This is a genomic window from Chryseobacterium sediminis (assembly GCF_008386505.1).
Classification (GTDB): domain Bacteria; phylum Bacteroidota; class Bacteroidia; order Flavobacteriales; family Weeksellaceae; genus Chryseobacterium; species Chryseobacterium sediminis.
This window is the reverse complement of sequence record NZ_VUNZ01000004.1, coordinates 375,243-389,511: the sequence shown is the minus strand read 5'-3', so window position 1 is coordinate 389,511 and position 14,269 is coordinate 375,243. Positions and strand designations below refer to the sequence as shown.

10 protein-coding genes are annotated in these 14,269 nt (G+C 36.4%); 5 read left to right on the top strand and 5 right to left on the bottom strand.

Annotated features, from left to right (window positions below; genetic code table 11):
• Window positions 1-662: 662 nt before the first annotated feature.
• Window positions 663-3,530, top strand: coding sequence for a M16 family metallopeptidase (locus FW780_RS19860; RefSeq protein WP_149835348.1), 2,868 nt, complete (start codon window positions 663-665; stop codon window positions 3,528-3,530).
• 100 nt (window positions 3,531-3,630) lie between these two features.
• Here FW780_RS19860 and FW780_RS19855 read toward each other — a convergent pair whose 3' ends face one another.
• The 3 genes from FW780_RS19855 to FW780_RS19845 form a co-directional block, all read right to left on the bottom strand.
• Window positions 3,631-4,707, bottom strand: coding sequence for a GNAT family N-acetyltransferase (locus FW780_RS19855; protein WP_149835347.1), 1,077 nt, complete (start codon window positions 4,705-4,707; stop codon window positions 3,631-3,633).
• On the bottom strand, window positions 4,704-5,702 hold the full coding sequence (locus tag FW780_RS19850) for a polysaccharide deacetylase family protein (protein WP_149835346.1): 999 nt from the start codon (window positions 5,700-5,702) through the stop codon (window positions 4,704-4,706). The genes FW780_RS19855 and FW780_RS19850 overlap by 4 nt, the downstream gene beginning before the upstream one ends.
• A gap of 72 nt (window positions 5,703-5,774) precedes the next feature.
• On the bottom strand, window positions 5,775-7,913 hold the full coding sequence (locus tag FW780_RS19845) for a S46 family peptidase (RefSeq protein ID WP_149835345.1): 2,139 nt from the start codon (window positions 7,911-7,913) through the stop codon (window positions 5,775-5,777).
• Window positions 7,914-8,203: 290 nt separating this feature from the next.
• Here FW780_RS19845 and FW780_RS19840 point away from each other — a divergent pair, with 290 nt between their 5' ends.
• Window positions 8,204-8,692: a copper resistance protein NlpE gene (locus FW780_RS19840; RefSeq protein ID WP_241676951.1), complete on the top strand. Its 489-nt coding sequence runs from the start codon at window positions 8,204-8,206 to the stop codon at window positions 8,690-8,692.
• Window positions 8,693-8,733: 41 nt separating this feature from the next.
• Here the strand turns inward: FW780_RS19840 and FW780_RS19835 are convergent, their stop codons facing one another.
• The gene (locus FW780_RS19835; RefSeq protein WP_149835344.1) at window positions 8,734-9,381 is read right to left on the bottom strand and encodes an MgtC/SapB family protein; all 648 of its coding nucleotides are present in this window, start codon (window positions 9,379-9,381) and stop codon (window positions 8,734-8,736) included.
• Between the two features lie 146 nt (window positions 9,382-9,527).
• Here FW780_RS19835 and FW780_RS19830 point away from each other — a divergent pair, with 146 nt between their 5' ends.
• The 3 genes from FW780_RS19830 to FW780_RS19820 are packed head-to-tail and all read left to right on the top strand — an operon-like array spanning window position 9,528 to window position 11,061.
• Window positions 9,528-10,085, top strand: coding sequence for a YdeI/OmpD-associated family protein (locus tag FW780_RS19830; RefSeq protein ID WP_149835363.1), 558 nt, complete (start codon window positions 9,528-9,530; stop codon window positions 10,083-10,085).
• Window positions 10,086-10,095: 10 nt separating this feature from the next.
• Window positions 10,096-10,494, top strand: coding sequence for an immunity 22 family protein (locus FW780_RS19825; RefSeq protein WP_149835343.1), 399 nt, complete (start codon window positions 10,096-10,098; stop codon window positions 10,492-10,494).
• Between the two features lie 6 nt (window positions 10,495-10,500).
• The gene (locus FW780_RS19820) at window positions 10,501-11,061 is read left to right on the top strand and encodes a hypothetical protein (RefSeq protein WP_149835342.1); all 561 of its coding nucleotides are present in this window, start codon (window positions 10,501-10,503) and stop codon (window positions 11,059-11,061) included.
• Window positions 11,062-11,219: 158 nt separating this feature from the next.
• Here the strand turns inward: FW780_RS19820 and polA are convergent, their stop codons facing one another.
• Window positions 11,220-14,054 carry a DNA polymerase I gene (gene polA / locus FW780_RS19815; protein ID WP_149835341.1) on the bottom strand — a complete coding sequence of 945 codons (2,835 nt, stop codon included), beginning with the start codon at window positions 14,052-14,054 and terminating at the stop codon, window positions 11,220-11,222.
• Window positions 14,055-14,269: the final 215 nt, after the last annotated feature.

Sequence of the window (14,269 nt, the reverse complement as noted above, 5' to 3'; positions counted from 1 at the left end):
GAGAGGGCTGGTGAGTTGGAGGGTTTGAGGGTTAGAGGGTGTTGGAGAGAGGATGAGTAATGAGTAATGAGTAATGAGTAATGAGTAATGAAAGATACATTATAATATATATAGTACAAGGATAAGTTTTGACTAAAGCCTGTTCCTATGGAATGAGTATTTGTTTAACCACAGATGGCGCAGATTTACACAGATGATCATGTATATATAGACTGACAGGGTATTTCATTTGTGAAAACTCATCATTTATCATTCACACTTATAATTCATAACTCATAATTTATAATTCATAATTACCCCCTCCTCTAGCCCTGATAGGAATGGGTACCCCGCAGTAAGCGATTGGAGACCCTTCGGCTTCGCTCAGGGTAACAGCAAAGGCGCGAGGAGTAAAAATGGATAGCAGGAATAAGCTCCTGAAAAGATCATATATAATAAAGAATAGTAAAGGTTTACACATATATAATAATGAAAGATATTATATAAAAGAAAAATTGTCTGGCAACAGCTTTTATTCCTTTCTACAATGGGTATTTCATTCTTATGATTTACCTTTTCAACTATAACAATAGATGTAATAGTGATAAAAACCGGCCAACATTTTTTTTGATTTCATACATTTGTAGTGCATTCCGGATTCTAAGGAGTGAAATGAGTTTTATATGACAGACAGAAAATATAAGGAAACGGTTCATACTGATAAAAGCCAATACGAATATATTACGATAACACACGACGAAAATAATGTCAGAATCTATACTTTGAAAAATGGGTTGAAAGTTTTTCTTGCTCAAAATTTCGATGCTCCGAGGATACAGACTTTTATTCCCGTAAGAACCGGAAGCAATAATGATCCGGCTGATAACACAGGACTGGCTCATTACCTTGAGCATATGATGTTTAAAGGAACTTCTAAAATAGGAACTCAAAACTGGGAAAAAGAGAAAGAACTTCTGAATCAGATCTCAGCATTGTATGAAGAGCATAAAGCAGTACAGGATCCTGAAAAGAAAAAGGAAATCTATAAAAAGATTGATGAAATTTCTCAGGAAGCCAGCCAATATGCCATTGCCAATGAATATGACAAAGCTATTTCTTCTTTGGGAGCTACCGGAACGAATGCCCATACCTGGTTTGATGAAACGGTATATAAAAATAATATACCAAACAACGAACTTGAAAAGTGGCTGAAAATAGAGAAGGAAAGATTTTCTGAGATTGTGCTTCGTCTTTTTCATACGGAACTGGAATCTGTGTATGAAGAGTTTAACAGAGCTCAGGATAATGACACAAGGCTTGTAAGCTACGAATTGATGGATGCGCTTTTCCCTACGCACCCTAACGGCCAACAGACAACACTGGGAAAACCCGAGCATTTAAAAAATCCTTCCATGAAGGCTATTCACAAATATTTTGACGAATACTATGTTCCTAATAATTATGCTATGGTGTTGGTTGGTGATCTTGATTTTGAAGAGACTATTCATTTAGTAGATCAATATTTTGGCACCTTACCATATAAGGAGCTTCCGCAAAAGACACCAATAATTGAGCAACCCATTACAGAAGTTGTAACAAGAACGGTGAAAAGCCCTACTACTCCACGCACTCAGCTGGCATGGAGAACAGAAAGCTATGGAACAAGGGATGCCATGCTTGCAGATGTTGTTGCCAATATACTCAGCAACAGAGGTGAAGCCGGATTGCTTGATCTGCATATCAATCAGACTCAAAAAATGCTTTGGGCTCAGGCATTTTCTGTAGGTTTAAGACAATATGGATATTTTTCTATTGTAGCCGTACCTAAAGAAACCCAAACTCTTGAGGAAGCAAAGAACATGGTTCTGGAGGAAATTGAACTGATAAAGAAGGGTGATTTCCCAGACTGGATGCTTCCAGCCATCATCAATGATTTTAAAATTCAGAGAATGAAGGGCCTTGAAACAGCCGAAGGTCTTGCTACAAATCTGTATGATTCTTATATAAAAGGGAGAACATGGGAGCAGGAACTGAATGAAATGGATGAATATGCTGCTTTTACGAAGGAAGATGTAGTGAATTTTGCCAAGGATTTTTTTAAAGAAAACTATGTTGTTGTCAATAAAGAAAAAGGGGTCAACGACATGCTGATCAGGGTTGAAAATCCAGGTATTACGCCTGTTAAAATTAACCGTGATGCTCAGTCTGAGTTTTTAAAAGAGATTTTAGCGGATAAAACAGAGGATATTAAGCCTGAATTTCTCGACTATCAGAAAGAGATTGCTACTGATGAGCTTAACGGGAAAAAATTAAGTTTCGTAAAGAATAAATACAATGATATTGCCCAGCTTCATTTCATTTTCCCTTTTGGAAGTGACAATGACAGAGATTTGGGAATCTCAACTCAATTGCTGCAATACCTGGGTACGAATGCTCTTTCACCTGAAGATTTAAAAAAGGAATTTTTTAAAATCGGAATCAGCAATGATTTTAAAACTACGAATGACCAGTTGATCATTTCTCTCAGCGGACTGGAAGAAAATATAGAAAAAGGAATTGCTCTTCTGCAGCACTGGATGCATGATGTGAAACCAGACCAGGAGATCTACAATCAGTTTGTGGGGACAGTATTGGAAAACCGCCAGGCTATTAAGAAAGATAAAAACCGTATTATGACCGCTTTGACCAATTATACCAAATTGGGTGCGCACTCACGCTTTACGGACGTCATCTCTAAAGAAGAACTTGAAAGCAGCAATTCTGAAGTATTTACTGACAGAATGAAAAAGCTTTTCAAATATCCATATCAGGTGTTCTTCTATGGCAAAGACTTTGAAAATTTCAAGGGATATATTGGTCAGTATACAGAAATTGAAAGTCTTCAGATACCGGAAGCTAAACAATATCCAGAGCCTGCCACAGGAGGAAATGTAAATTTCATCAATTATGATATGGTTCAGATGGAAATGAGCAAGATTGGAAAGGGAAATATGGTGAATCCGCTTCATTTTGGAAAGATCAATGTATTTAATGAATATTTTGGACGTGGATTATCTTCAATTGTTTTCCAGGAAATCCGTGAAAGTAAGAGTCTTGCTTATTCTGCTTATGTTTCTTATGCCGCTAACTCTGAACTCAATCATCCTGATTATGTAACGACTTATATCGGAACTCAGCCTGACAAACTCATGATTGCTGTGGATACGCTGAATGAACTGATGACCGAACTTCCTGAAGTGCCTATTCAGTTTGAGAACGCAAGAAATGCAGCTCTGAAACAGATTGCCTCAACAAGGGTTACCCGAAATAATATATTTTTCAATACATTAAGGTTGAAGAAACTGAATATTCATTATGATTTCAGGAAAGATATTTACAAGCAGATCCAGGATCTTAAATTTGAAGATATCAGACATTTTTATCAGACAGAAGTAAAATCCATAGATTTTAATACAGCCATTATCGGTAAAAAAGAAAATCTGAATATGGAAGCCGTCAATAAAATGGGGACATTTAAAGAAGTGAGTCTGAAAGATATTTTCGGACATTAAAAAACAAACCGCCTGATAACATTATCGGGCGGTTTGTTTTTAATAAATGATGAATGATAATTGATCAGTGATAATTCATAATTCATCATTTATAATTTTATTACGTCATCATACAATCCCCATCACCATCCTGATAATTGGGATTAAAATTGGCAGGAAGTAATTCCAACAGCTGTTTATGAAACAGATATTCTCTTTTGAAATCCCGTTTATAGATATAAGAAAATGCTTTTGATTGTTGAATTGCCTCATTCAGTCTGGTCTGATAACTTGTAAATCCTTTCACTTTATGGGTAACGATGAAGTAATTTAAAAACCAGACAACCTCAGCTAAATCAGAAGTTGAAAAGAGATAAGGAATTTTAAGATATCCGTCGCGGAGCTGCAATAGTAAGCAGGTATTGAGTTGATTATTATGATCGAAAATCTTAATCCAAAAGTATGTAAATGTATCAGCAAAACTTGAAAAGAGATATTTCTCATCTTTTTTACCTTCTAAAACCCAAGGATAATCTATAAAAGTATTGATTTCATCCGCATTGCGTACCCCTGAAAATCCAGCCATAAAATCAGCACTTTCTTTATCAATACGATGAAGAATTTCATATTTGAAATCTGGTTTCTGTACTGGTAAACTCTTTATTGAGAGTAACAAATTGGCCGCAGCATCCAAAGTCTGAAAAAGTGGCTTTAATGGTTGTGTTCCCGGTTTTTTTTCAGGAATCATTTTAGTGGCATCGGTTCTGAAGTAATACCGCTCTCCTTCTTTAGGAAAAACATATTCAAAAACACCCATAATATTGTAGAGGGCTTCTGCTTCTTTGGTAAATTCTGTAATGGCAATTCTGCCTTCGTATTCTTCAAAAACTTTTTTCAGCAATGCTTTTGCCGGTCTTTTTTTTCTGTACTCGGGGTTTACATACAACGTGCTTAGCCAGGCATACCGGATTTCTTTTCCATCAACAGTAAAACTATCCGGGAAACATCCGACATATCCAATGAGTTTTTCTTCCAAGAATGCCAGAATAAGAAGGGTATCTTCCTCTGATGCTTTGGGATTCTGAATATGTGACAGCGCACGATGTTTTGTAATAGGAAGAAAATCATATTGCAGGAACGCTCCGGATGATATAAAATCTTCCAGTTCTTTTCTGTTGAATGTTTTCAGCGCTATCATTTTCTCAGAATGGTATTTTTATTAATCAGTTTTTTCAGTTTGAAATAAGCCGTTTCTTTTTTCAGTATTTGTTCTCCGTTCTCCCCCATTTCCATTGGAATTCTTTGAAAATTTCTCTTCACACTATCCAGTTTTATTCCTGCGCACCCAAAGCTGCAGTAGATTTCTTCATTTTTAAAAAGTTCATCAAAAAAGTCTTTCCGAACTTCAAAATCAGTAAACGGAAATGCAAAACTTTCATAGAGGAAACCATTTTCTTTTAAATAGGCAAAGGTTTTATCTGTAGTTTCCATCTGCTCTTTCAAAGACAAATCTCCATATTTCGGGTGATCCCAACTGTGAGAAGAGATTCCAAAACCTTTTCTGGTAAGCTCTTTTAACTCTTCCGTACTTAAATAGGGCTTAAATTCTTTTGAATAAGCATTAAAATCCACTTCAAGCTTTTCAGCAAGCTGATCCAGAATATCTTTTTCCTGATAATTAATTTGTAAAATCTTCTTTTGTAAAATGTGTCTGTCCGTATTTTTTAGTGATAAGATAAAATAAATTTCGGGATTTATGATTTTAATTTTTTCAACAGCATCAGCAAGAAGACTGGCCTTGCATCGGAACATCATATCTTTATTATCTATAAAAGCAGGGTTTACGAAATTGCAGGCATAAATTCCTTTTCGTTCCAAAATAGGAGCAGCAATATCATAAAATTCTCTGAAGCCGTCATCAAACGTAAGCAGAGCAATTTTTTTCTTAGGTTTAAAATCACCGGACATATAATCTTTAAATTCCTGCCAGTCTACAAACCTGAAATTCTTTGCCAGATGATCGAGATCTTCTTCAAACTGTTTTGTATTCTTATAACGGATCACATGTTTTATATGAGGAAGTTCTCTGTCGGAGACACTATGATAAAGCGGTAAACAGTAATCCAACGGAAAAGATTTCCCGATATTACCCGATTCAAAAGCTGCCAAAACGTTGATGATCCTGTCTTTCATCTTATTTAAAATAAAAAAGAATCTATTCAAAACTCAGTTCAAATAGATTCTTAAAGGTATAACTTTTAAAAATTATTTTATAATCTTCATTTCATCAACAAGCCACTTTGAGTCAGCGAACTTCTCGATGATGAAAAGGATATATTTTGTATCTACCATGATGTTTCTGCTGAAACGCGGATCATAGTTGATATCACTCATTGTTCCTTCCCACTGTCTGTCAAAATTCAATCCTACAAGATTTCCGTTGGCATCAAGAGCAGGGCTTCCTGAGTTTCCTCCTGTTGTATGGTTCGTTGCAGTGAATCCTACAGGAACATCACCTGTTTTATCTTTATAGTTTCCGAAATCTTTTTTGTTGTAAAGGTCAATCAGTTTCTTTGGAACATCAAATTCGTAATCTCCCGGAATATATTTTTCCATAACTCCTGCCAGATGGGTCTGATATCCGTAAGAAACCGCATCTCTAGGGGTAGATCCTTTTACTTTACCATACGTTACACGAAGCGTTGAGTTAGCATCCGGGAAGAATTTTCTGTCTTTATCCGTCTGCATCTGCTGTGCCATGAACTTTTTCTGTAAAGCATCAATTTTTGCCTGCATTGAAGTATATTGCGGATCTGCAGTTTTCATATACGTTTCTTTCATAGAAACATACAGCTGGTAAATAGGATCTTTCTTTAAAGTCTTGATCAGCTTATCCTGGTTAGAAAATGCTTTGTCAATATCTGTAGTTAATGTTCCTCCATTCACAGCAGTTCTTCCTGTGATGATAGAGTTTTTAGACATATCTTCTATGACAGAGATATTCGGGCTTTCATCTTTATATTTGCTGAAACCTGCCGGTAAAAACTGTGGTGCTGTTTTATTAACGTATAAAGCCAATAATTTTGCGGTTACTTTAGCATCAAGCTCTGCACTGTAATCTTTGTAGAAAGAAGTTAGTTTTGTTTTTAATTTTGTAAGTTCCTTTTCATCCATTCTTCCGGCTTCTACAGAAGCTACAAAATCATAATAATCACCAGCAAGCTTCAAAGTCTCAGCGTTTCTTACCACTTCTGTGTAATATGCGTTGTTTAAAGCATAAGGAGCCTGATCATTATACAGTTTATTCAACTGGTCCAATGTATTTTTGATCTCCGAATTTTTAGCGACCAAAGAACCTTCATACATTACTTTCTTTTCTACCGCATTGGATTTTTTCAATCCTTCTACTTCACCAATCCATTTTTTCCAATAGTTCGCTACAGAAGCATATTTTGAAGCATATTTGATACGGGTTTCATTATCAACACGCATTTTTTCGTCTAATGTTTTCAAAGCAACATCACGTACTGCAATTCTTGCAGGATCAATATCCTTCATGATTTTCTCTACACCTACTGCAGGAAGATATTCTGTAGTTTTTCCAGGGAAACCGAATACAAAAGTAAAATCGTTCTCATTTTTATCTTTTATAGAAACCGGTAAGTAGTGTTTCGGAACGTAAGGGACATTGTCTTTTGAATATTCCGCAGGCTTGTTATTCTTGTCTGCATAGATTCTGAACATAGAGAAATCTCCGGTATGTCTAGGCCAAACCCAATTGTCTGTATCACTTCCGAATTTTCCGATGCTTTGAGGAGGGGCTCCTACAAGACGGATATCTTTATATGTCTCAATGGTGTAAGCATAGTATTTGTTCCCATAATACATAGGCTTTACCATTATTGATTGGTAAGATTCAATTTTCTGAGAGTTCTTGTACACCTCAATATTGTTGTTGATCCTTTTGGTAAGTTCAGGCTCCGTTAGGTTGTCTGTACCTTCCAAAATCTGATCAGTAACTTCTTTTATATCTACAATAAAATCTACTTTTACTCCCGGATTAGGAAGTTCTCCTTGTGGATTTTTTGCCCAGAATCCGTTTGAAAGAAGGTCATTCTGAACGGTAGAATGCGCCTGAATCTGACCGAAACCACAATGATGATTGGTTAAAAGCAGTCCTTTAGGTGAAATAATCTCTGCAGTACATCCACCGTTAAACTGTACTACCGCATCCTTTATGCTTGGTTTCTGAGGGTTGAAAATATCTTTTGCAGAAATCTTCATTCCCAAATCCTTCATTTCCTTTTCATTCAGCTCTGTAGGAATCCACATTCCTCCATATTGTTGTGCAAATGCCATTGCAGCTGGCAAAAGAAATACAGATAAAAGTATCTTTTTTGTCATAATCAAAATTTTGCCCGAATTTACAAAGAAAAATAAGAATAGACCTTATAAAACGGCCGGAAAAGTTGCTCTGAGGTCTTTTTTGAAAAGATTGATCGTGAATAGTCAATTTTGCTTTACAAGTGAATGGTGAATGTTTATGACGAGACGGAACTTCCAGGTGATCATAAATACATTAAAATTGACAAGCGAAGCGAATTCACCATTGACCATTCACTATTTCCCCTCTGGCTTAGTTTTTGTTGATTGGAAGTAACTTTATTATTAAAAACATACTTAAATCAATTATTATGATGAAAAGCAAAATGCTTGTGTTGGGAATGGGAGCGGTTTTATTCCTTGCTTCATGTTCTAAAAAAGAAACGACTGAAACAACAGGTACAATCACTGATTCTGCAACAGCCGTTCAACCCGCTGCTACAGACAGTATCACTAAAGCTACCCCTACAGCAGCTGGTGACACTTCTGAAAATGCATTGGACTGGGCCGGTACTTATGAAGCGACTGTTCCTTGTGCAGACTGTCCGGGAATCAAAACTTCTTTAACATTGAATAATGATAAAACATTCAGTATTTCTGAAGAATATCTTGATAGAAATTCAAAGAATCAGGATAAAGGATCTTTCACTTGGGATGCTACAGGAAGTATGATCACTTTAAAAGGAAAAACAGCAAACTATAAATATAAAGTGGGTGAAAACATGCTGATCCAGCTGGATATGGAAGGAAAAGAAATTGACGGTCCCAACAAGGATCTTTATGTATTCAAGAAAAAATAAAAATAAAGGCTCAGGCCTTTATTTTTTTGCTTTTATATCCTCTAAAACTGATAAGCTTTAATTTTTGGATCATCTACCAGACGTCTGATTACTTCTTCATGACGGGTATTTTTTCCGGTAAGACGCCAGATAACGGTTAAACTTTCCGATGAATATTGTTGTTTGATCATCAGATATTTCAGGTGATGTTCTTTAAATATATTTTCACAGTATTTAATATCTGCAGAGCCTGTCACAGCAATTTTGTATTCCCTTACTTTATTATAATTATCAATGAAATTCTGCAGGTAAGTCAATACACTCAAAATGATTAATACCAAAGCGGTTCCCAACAATGCAATATAGACATATCCGGAACCCACGGCCATTCCAATAGAAGCCGTTGCCCAAATGGTAGTTGCCGTAGTAATCCCTTCTATTTTATTATCTCCTTTGAATATCACGCCTGCTCCCAGAAATCCGATTCCGGTGATGATATTGGCGGCAAGGCGATCCGGATTCTCAACGCCTATTTTTATGGAAAGAATAGTAAAGAGACAAGCCCCGAAACAAACCAGTATAAATGTTCTGAGGCCCGCAGATTTATTACGATATTCTCGTTCAGCACCAATAAACAGTCCTAAAATAACAGAAATAAGGATAAGTAGTAATTCATTTTTGACAGCGTAATGGTCCTGAAGAAAATCCATTTTTTATAATTTAAACGTAGAATAAAATTACAATAAAAAATTTATCTTAGGGCTATCATTCAACTTTGTTAAAGGCAAGAAGGTTTTATTTGACTGAAAACTTTCGTAATATTACAGATTAAATGTAAATGGCAAGTACAGGAGCTATGAAACCTACATTTTTTTCGACAAAAGAAGCATTCAGAAAATGGCTTGAGAAGCACCATGAAGATGAGAAAGAACTCTTAACAGGATTCTATAAAACCGGAAGTGGAAAACCTTCAATGAGCTGGTCTGAATCTGTAGATCAGGCTTTATGTTTTGGCTGGATAGACGGTGTGAGAAAATCTATAGATCACGAAAGTTATTCTATACGTTTTACGCCAAGAAAATCTTCCAGTATCTGGAGCAACATCAATATAAAGAAAGTTGAAGAACTTACCAAAGCAGGGCTAATGACTCCTGCAGGGCAAAAAGCATTTGAACTCAGAAAAGAGAACAAATCCGGAATTTATTCCCATGAAAAAGCAGATATTGCTCTTGATCCTGTTTATCAAAAACAGTTTAAGAATCATCAGTCTGCCTGGGATTTTTTTGAAAGTCAGGCTCCTTCCTATAAAAAAGTGATCATACACTGGATTATGAGCGCCAAACAGGAAAAGACAAGGCTTTCACGGCTTGAAAAAGCTATTGATACAAGTAAACAATCAAAAAGATTAGAATAAAAAGATTATTATGGATAAAGAAATTTCACACTTCTGGTTAGGATATTTCAAGAATGAAGAAGACTTTTATGCTTTTGTAGAAGAGGATGAAAATTATTATATAGAAGAGGAAACTGACGACCAGTACGTTTCAAAGTTCGCAGAATCACAGAATATTAAATGGTTTGACGATGACTTCATAGAATACGGCTTTGAGGATGAAAATCTTGGACTCTATGACAAGTTTGCAGAATATTCTTACGCAGACCAATGGCTTCCAATCCTGGAAAACAAACTGAATGAGCTTAGTCTTGATACTCCTGTAAATGCCATCATTTTTGCCACAAGATTTGTAATCCCGAATCCTGTTTCTGTAGAAAATGATGATTTTTCACTGCACTATGTGGGTGAAATAGAATATGATATTTAGCCTTACATGAAAAGAGCTTCAATAAAGGATTACGGGAATCTGCTGAAGGTTTTTGTAATCCTTTTGGATTATGGTGTGATCAAAAAAGAGAAGGTCATTAGCTGGGCTGATTCCATATTGGCGTCTGAGAATGAATCTGAATACGTATTCATTGAGCTTTCCACTTGTGCATACACACACGATATCATACAGATCTTAAACAAAAATATTCTTGATTCAGATTCTGAAATCACATCCAGAGCTATATTGGGAATTTTATATGGTCTGCTGCATGAGCATAAAGTAGTTTTAAAAAATATCTTTGAAACCGCCACCCATATTTCTTACGAAGAACAGCTTACCACCGAAGAACAGTTTCTTCTTTACCGGTTTGATGAATATACTGAGCTTTTTGAAAACGGAATATTTGAGAAATTAAATCTTTTCAAAGCTAATTTTGAGGAATTACTAGGTATATACAAAGATTTCAAACTTGATAATTCTCATCAATGGGTAACAATTAATGAGAAGATAAAACAGGATCTGCAAATAAAACTTGAAACTTTCAAAGCCGGTTATCTCTATTAAGGAATATTGAATACCAATCTGTACTATATTGGGCCAAACGGCAATAATTCATAATGCATATGATTCTGTAGAAAAAAAAGACCTCCTGACTCTATAAAACAAAAACTTCCGCCCAAAGGACGGAAGTTTTTTATTTAAGTTATGATTTATAGTATTGATTAATGCGCTTCTAGCCAGTTATCCCCTACTCCAATCTCTACTAATAACGGAACCTGCGTTTTTAAGGCATTTTCCATTTCGGTTTTGATAAGTTTTGAAGCGGCTTCAATTTCATCTACCGGAGATTCAAATACCAATTCGTCGTGTACCTGAAGCAGCATTTTTGTTTTTAACTGTTGTTCTTCAAGTTCCTTGTCTATTTTAATCATGGCAAGCTTTACAACATCTGCAGCACTTCCCTGAACTGGTGCATTTACAGCATTCCTTTCAGCATGGCCTCTTACCACAAAGTTGTTGGAATTGATATCTTTTAAGTGACGTTTTCTTCCTAAAATAGTTTCTACATACCCTAACTGACGAGCTTTACTCACCTGTTCTGCCATGTATTCTTTCAGTTTTGGATAGGTTTCAAAATAAGCTTCGATCATCTGTTTGGCTTCTGTACGGGATAATCCGGTCTGCTCTGCCAATGCAAAAGCTCCCTGTCCGTAGATAATACCAAAGTTGACGGTCTTAGCCTGACTTCTCTGGGTTTTAGAAACTTCTTCCAAAGGAATTTTAAAGAGTTTTGCAGCAGTGGAAGCGTGAATATCTTCTCCGTCCTGGAACGCTTTGATCATATTATCCTCTCCCGAGATTTCAGCTATTAAACGAAGTTCAATCTGTGAATAATCGGCAGAAATAATTTTCTTCCCTTCTCCTGAAACAAAGGCTCCACGAATCTGCTGTCCTCTCACTGTTCGGATCGGAATATTCTGCAGGTTCGGGTTTACACTCGCCAGACGGCCTGTAGCGGCTGTAGTCTGTGAGAAATTGGTGTGTACCCTGTTATCGTCTTTATCAATCTGAGAAGGCAGAGCATCTACATAGGTTGATTTTAATTTCTGATAGGTTCTGTATTCCAGAATATGCTTGATGATCTCATGTTTTGAACTAAGCTTCTGAAGAACATCCTCTGAAGTTGCATATTGTCCCGTCTTTGTTTTTTTGGCTTTCGGATCCAGCTGCATTTTTTCAAACAGGATTTCTCCCAGCTGTTTGGGTGAGTTCATATTGAATTCTTCTCCGGAAAGTTCAAAAATTGTGGTTTCTAATTGCTTCAGGTCATTTTCAAGATCTACACTTTCCTGCGCCAGCCATTTTTCATCCAGAGAAATACCTGCCAGCTCCATTTTTGCCAGAACTTCCATCAGAGGCATTTCAATATTATAGAAAAGCTCTTCAAGATTTTCTTTTTTCAGCTGTGGTGCAAAAAGTTCGTACAATTGAAAAGTAATGTCTGCATCTTCTGCAGCATAATCTGTCTGTGTTCTAAGATCTGCATCTCTGAAGCTGCCCTGTTTCTTCCCTTTTTTCCCGATGATGGTTTCTATGGATACTGGTTTGTAATTCAGAAATACTTCTGAAAGGTAATCCATACCATGTCTTCCATCCGGATTCAAAAGGTAATGGGCAATCATGGTATCAAACATTGCCCCTTTAACGGTAATGTCGTATTGTTTTAAAACTTTATAATCGTATTTCAGATTGTGAGCAATTTTCAGCAGGTCTTCTTTTTCAAAAAACGGTCTGAAAATCTCTAATGTCTGCAACACTTCTACTCTGTCTTCAGAAAGCGGAATATAATAGGCAAGTCCTTTTTTATAAGAGAAACTCATTCCCACCAATTCTGCTTCCAGTTCGTTTAATGAAGTAGTTTCCGTATCAAAGCAAACAACTTTTTGCTGTAAAAGATTGTCGACCAGTTTTTTCTGTGCTTTCGGATTATCAATAAACTGATAAAGATGATCGTTCTGCTCAATGGTAGATTTTGTAGAAGTAGCCTGTTCCAGCTCCTCAAAATTGGCAAAAAGATCAAGCTGCATTACCTGTCCTTTTATTTCTGTCCCGGCTGGAGTCTGCTTCACTTCAACCTCGCTCACAACCATTGTTTCTGTTGGAGCAGGAGCAAAAGCTCTGTAAAGATTTTCGTAAAGTCTTCTGAATTCTATTTCATCAAAAACTTCTTTTACTTTTTCAAAATCCGGAGTTTCCAGATCATACTGTTCCTGATGGAATTCTACAGGGGCATCACAGATAATAGTTGCTAATTTTTTAGATAAGATCCCACGTTCTGCAGAAGCTTCCACTTTCTCTTTCAGCTTTCCTTTCAGCTTATCGGTATTGGCTAATAAGGTTTCGATATTTCCAAATTCTTTAAGGAATTTCATTGCCGTTTTCTCTCCCACACCTTCCAGTCCCGGAATATTATCTACCGCATCTCCCATCATCGCAAGGAAATCGATAACCTGCTTAGGGTCTTCAATCTCGTATTTTGCTTTTACTTCTTCTACTCCAAGAATTTCTATATCACCACCTTTTAAGCCTGGCTTATAAATTTTAATTTTATCGGTAACCAACTGTGCAAAATCTTTATCCGGTGTTACCATGAAAGTAGTATATCCTTCTTTTTCTGCTTTGCACGCAATGGTACCAATGACATCATCAGCTTCATATCCTTCAACTCCCAATCGTGGAATATGCATGGCTTCAAGAATTCTGTGGATGTATGGAACAGCAATTTTAATCGCCTCAGGAGTTTCGCTTCTGTTGGCTTTGTAATCCGAATAGTCATCAGTTCTTACACTAGCCTGTCCTACGTCAAAAACTACTGCCAGGTGGGTAGGTTTTTCTCTTCTGATCAATTCGATCAAAGAATTGGTAAAACCAAAGATAGCAGAAGTATCCAGTCCTTTGCTGGTGAGTCTCGGATTCCTGATTAATGCGTAATATCCTCTGAAAATCATCGCATAGGCATCGATGAGAAACAGCCTTTTATCTTGTGTTGCGTCCATATTTTGAATAATGAACAAATATAAGAAAATAGGAGTAAAAGTTGGCAGTCCGGGGAAGGGATTCAGGTGTTCAGACGATGAATAATGAATCATTAATTTTTCTTCGCCCGTGAGTTTTTGTAAGGGTATTTACTTTTTGAAGCAATATTCACCATTTGACAATTAGAATTGGTGTGAAAATTTTGGTTTTTTATAGATAATTAAGATTGTTATGG

Excerpts from the sequence above, each read along its gene's own strand:
- FW780_RS19835 (WP_149835344.1), bottom strand. The coding sequence starts at position 9,381 with ATGGATTTTCTTCAGGACCATTACGCTGTCAAAAATGAATTACTACTT.
- polA (WP_149835341.1), bottom strand. The coding sequence starts at position 14,054 with ATGGACGCAACACAAGATAAAAGGCTGTTTCTCATCGATGCCTATGCG.
- FW780_RS19830 (WP_149835363.1), top strand. The coding sequence starts at position 9,528 with ATGAAACCTACATTTTTTTCGACAAAAGAAGCATTCAGAAAATGGCTT.
- FW780_RS19845 (WP_149835345.1), bottom strand. The coding sequence starts at position 7,913 with ATGACAAAAAAGATACTTTTATCTGTATTTCTTTTGCCAGCTGCAATG.
- FW780_RS19840 (WP_241676951.1), top strand. The coding sequence starts at position 8,204 with ATGATGAAAAGCAAAATGCTTGTGTTGGGAATGGGAGCGGTTTTATTC.
- FW780_RS19855 (WP_149835347.1), bottom strand. The coding sequence starts at position 4,707 with ATGATAGCGCTGAAAACATTCAACAGAAAAGAACTGGAAGATTTTATA.
- FW780_RS19820 (WP_149835342.1), top strand. The coding sequence starts at position 10,501 with ATGAAAAGAGCTTCAATAAAGGATTACGGGAATCTGCTGAAGGTTTTT.
- FW780_RS19825 (WP_149835343.1), top strand. The coding sequence starts at position 10,096 with ATGGATAAAGAAATTTCACACTTCTGGTTAGGATATTTCAAGAATGAA.
- FW780_RS19860 (WP_149835348.1), top strand. The coding sequence starts at position 663 with ATGACAGACAGAAAATATAAGGAAACGGTTCATACTGATAAAAGCCAA.
- FW780_RS19850 (WP_149835346.1), bottom strand. The coding sequence starts at position 5,702 with ATGAAAGACAGGATCATCAACGTTTTGGCAGCTTTTGAATCGGGTAAT.